The organism is Cupriavidus sp. 2SB, assembly GCF_005503625.1.
In the GTDB taxonomy this organism is placed as follows: domain Bacteria; phylum Pseudomonadota; class Gammaproteobacteria; order Burkholderiales; family Burkholderiaceae; genus Cupriavidus.
In genome coordinates this window covers 1-2,974 of the sequence record NZ_SCMX01000159.1, presented here as the reverse complement: position 1 = coordinate 2,974, position 2,974 = coordinate 1, and the positions used below count along the sequence as shown (strand labels likewise).

Here is a 2,974-nt window from a genome sequence, read left to right as displayed (position 1 = left end):
GATGTCGAGAGAGCTGCCGCATCACTTCATGAATTTCATTGCATCGCAGTTTCCGTACGGCCATCGTCATTCTCCGGTAGACCTAATTTTTACGGTTGGCCTCCTCGCCCCATAAATGGCTAGTGAGGCTGATGCTGTTCTGTGTAAGGGCATGCCTGACTCTGCCCAGCTGCCGACGCGCCAGCACAACCTATGATGGCACTGAACGCTGCGAGTGCCTTGGGCTATTGCTTTACCGCATCCAAAGAAGGGACTCATCTGGCGCCCGACAGACCCGAGAGGCTCACTGCGAGTAAGGCGGCAGTGGCAATGTGCGGCGGGTTGAAGGACGGAGCCATGAAAGAAAGCCAGAAACGCATCCATTAAGCCGTGTCGGTAAGACGCGCAGATCCGGCAGCGAACTTCTCAAAAATCCATCCCCACGCCGGGGCCCCGACGATAAACCACAGCGCAATGCAGCTAAGGATAAACGCAGGCTTGTCGTTGCCAAAAAACAAGGAGGGTACTAAGAAAATTGCAGCACCACAAATATTGAGACAAAACACCAGCAGCCATGCCCACCATCCTCGCTTCCAAAATTCCCAAATTTTCGATATCAAAGCCAAATCCCGTAATATATATGTTGTTCTTTAGAGTGAGCATCGCATACAGCAGAGTCGTACTTTCCTACGACGCGCAAATATCCCGCCAACCGCGAAAAGTAAACAAAAAAATACCGCCGATTCACTAACGAAGCCAGAAAGGCGGATCGCTCTCGACTAACTGATCATAATCAGACAACAGACGCGTTTTATCGTTGAAAAATTGCGCACGATCGGAGGAAACAATTCTCACAGGCTGATAAATGTTCCAGCTTTTCTCGAAAAGCTGCGCCGATTCCACAGCGAACGAGAACTGCCTGAAATATTCCGAAAACACATCGTATAGCGTCCCGGTCCCATCTAGCGTGTCCGATTTTTTCCCAGATGAGCCTATCCATTCGGAAGCAGCTGTCCGAGCGAAGGCGTATGACATCGTATTCATGAACTTCGATGCCTCATCTAGTTCTTCCTTCCTGAGGTATCTTTTAAATAACCGATCAGTAATGTCATCGTGATTCTCGATATCCTGAGCATCTGCCAGCTGCCGCACACAATCAAAGAAGAAGGCAACATCATCCGCCGGCCCGAGTTCACAAATGCTACCACCACCATAGAAAGCTACATTTTCCATTTGATTTTGAAATTTATCGCTGTTGGACTAATGATACCGTTAGATTTTTCAACAATAGCTTTGCGAATGGACTCATTCGCTCAGCGGAACACCCAGATGAGGCGAAGGGAAAAGTAGGTCGTATAGCACCGAAGTAGTCTCGTGCCCCTACTAACGCGCCACAGAAGGTTGTCGGACTAGTGAAATTCCGTACGTACTGGAGTCTTCGAAGTCGGAACGGCAGAGCAACGCTGCGCATCGCGCTAATCGATCTTCGAATAAAACGACGTGGATTCGTGAGCTATTTCTTCGATTTTGATTGACCTGCAACGGAACTAATAGCTCCTTTCACGTCCTCGGTTGAATTCATCAACATCGTTGCATCAATGTAGCCTTCAAGATCGGCACTCAGCCAGCTTTCCCCATCTCTCTCTACGTGGAACTTCACAACAACGCAAAGTTCGTCAGCGGAAAGAGCGGCGGCGAGAACGAGACTTGTGAATTTTTTCCAGACTTGAAAGATGCGGTGTATGAATTGGATTGCTTGAGGTAAAGGAAATGTTTCATCGTAATCTTCGATATGAAGTGAATTAATGAAACATTCATACCCTGTAGCGTCCTGGAAGTCTCTCCGGCCAACGTTTATTTCTCTTTCAAGCAAAGAAGCCAGAGGATAGCAGTCTCCGACGACTTGAAATCCCCGTTCTGCTATCGACACCAATTCAGGAGTGAGCTCGCGGGTTACTGGAGAACTCACTAGTAGGCGCTGCATCTCATTGTTAAGCTTCATCACTTCGCTCCGAGATGTTTAGTAAGACATTTTTGAATAGCATTGCTAAAACTAGGATTGTCGAGAAGTTTGTTTACGGAATTTGATGCACCTGGGAAGCTATTTGTGATCGGTAGATCCGACTCACCTCGCTCCTTTCGACGCAGTGCACTGAATTCTTTAGCGAACTGATAGGTTATCCCCGCGAGAAATGTCAAGTAGACCGGCACGCCAGCGATAACTGGCCTCCAACTCGCTCCTTGCGCAAGACTAAATATCAGTGCAAACAGCGGCAACGAAAAACACCCGACATAGCCGATTAAGAATTTACGGTACAGTTTCTTCCGTTCGGTAGTCATGATTTTTTCTCCTGCTCAAATCCTTCTCAATTGCTGTCTACATCGGCCCCGGAATGATTTGATTTCCCGCTGCACCCATCGGCTTTGGAAGCAACGCACTAAAACGAATTGCCCAGTGCCGATGAACCAGCCGTTGGCATCGCCGCCGATCTCGCTAATACTGATAAACCACCTGCACCCCACCCGTCACCCCTGCCGTGTGGAACTGCTCCGGCTTGTACACGGGCACTCCCAGAAACACGTCATATGAGACACCGCCGAATTTCTGCGAACCCACGCCGCCTCGCACGCCGATGACTGCACCGGCCAATTGAGTGCCTACCAGCGCAGCCGTGGCTGGACCGTAGACCCGGCCGTAGTCCAGGCCGGCGTAAAGAGCCTGACCGGTTGAACCGAGTGGTGCTTGCAACTCGTTGCGCCAATAGAATCCGCGCTCGCCCGCCAGCAGGCTTTCTCCATCGAAGCCTCGCACGGTGTATCGACTGCCGATGGTCAGGTCATCGACATAGTAGAGGCGGTCGTTCGTGAACTGGCCACGGATCGTTGTCACGTAACGGAATGGCTGCGCGGCAATCTTGAAGGGGACCGAGAGGTTGGCGTCGAGGACGGCCATGCGGAAGCGCCATGTGGGGCCATCGTCTGCGGCCAGCGCATC

4 protein-coding genes are annotated in these 2,974 nt (G+C 50.6%); all 4 read right to left on the bottom strand.

The annotated features are described in order from the left end of the window. Positions 1 to 726: 726 nt before the first annotated feature. A complete protein-coding gene (locus FFS21_RS32655) occupies positions 727 to 1,212 on the bottom strand; it encodes a hypothetical protein (RefSeq protein ID WP_137928635.1) in 486 nt (161 codons plus the stop codon). Positions 1,213 to 1,492: 280 nt separating this feature from the next. Continuing rightward, complete coding sequence (locus FFS21_RS31745; protein ID WP_137928634.1) at positions 1,493 to 1,981, bottom strand: PM0498 family protein; 489 nt, start codon at positions 1,979 to 1,981, stop codon at positions 1,493 to 1,495. Then, complete coding sequence (locus FFS21_RS32345) at positions 1,981 to 2,319, bottom strand: hypothetical protein (RefSeq protein WP_212745287.1); 339 nt, start codon at positions 2,317 to 2,319, stop codon at positions 1,981 to 1,983. Before FFS21_RS32345 ends, FFS21_RS31745 begins: the two co-directional genes overlap by 1 nt. A 154-nt stretch (positions 2,320 to 2,473) precedes the next feature. Beyond that, positions 2,474 to 2,974, bottom strand: a 501-nt coding sequence (locus FFS21_RS31735) for a ShlB/FhaC/HecB family hemolysin secretion/activation protein (protein WP_137928633.1), incomplete at its 5' end; no start/stop codon positions are given.

Coding starts and splice junctions, on each gene's coding strand:
- FFS21_RS32655 (WP_137928635.1), bottom strand. CDS start 1,212: ATGGAAAATGTAGCTTTCTATGGTGGTGGTAGCATTTGTGAACTCGGG.
- FFS21_RS32345 (WP_212745287.1), bottom strand. CDS start 2,319: ATGACTACCGAACGGAAGAAACTGTACCGTAAATTCTTAATCGGCTAT.
- FFS21_RS31745 (WP_137928634.1), bottom strand. CDS start 1,981: ATGAAGCTTAACAATGAGATGCAGCGCCTACTAGTGAGTTCTCCAGTA.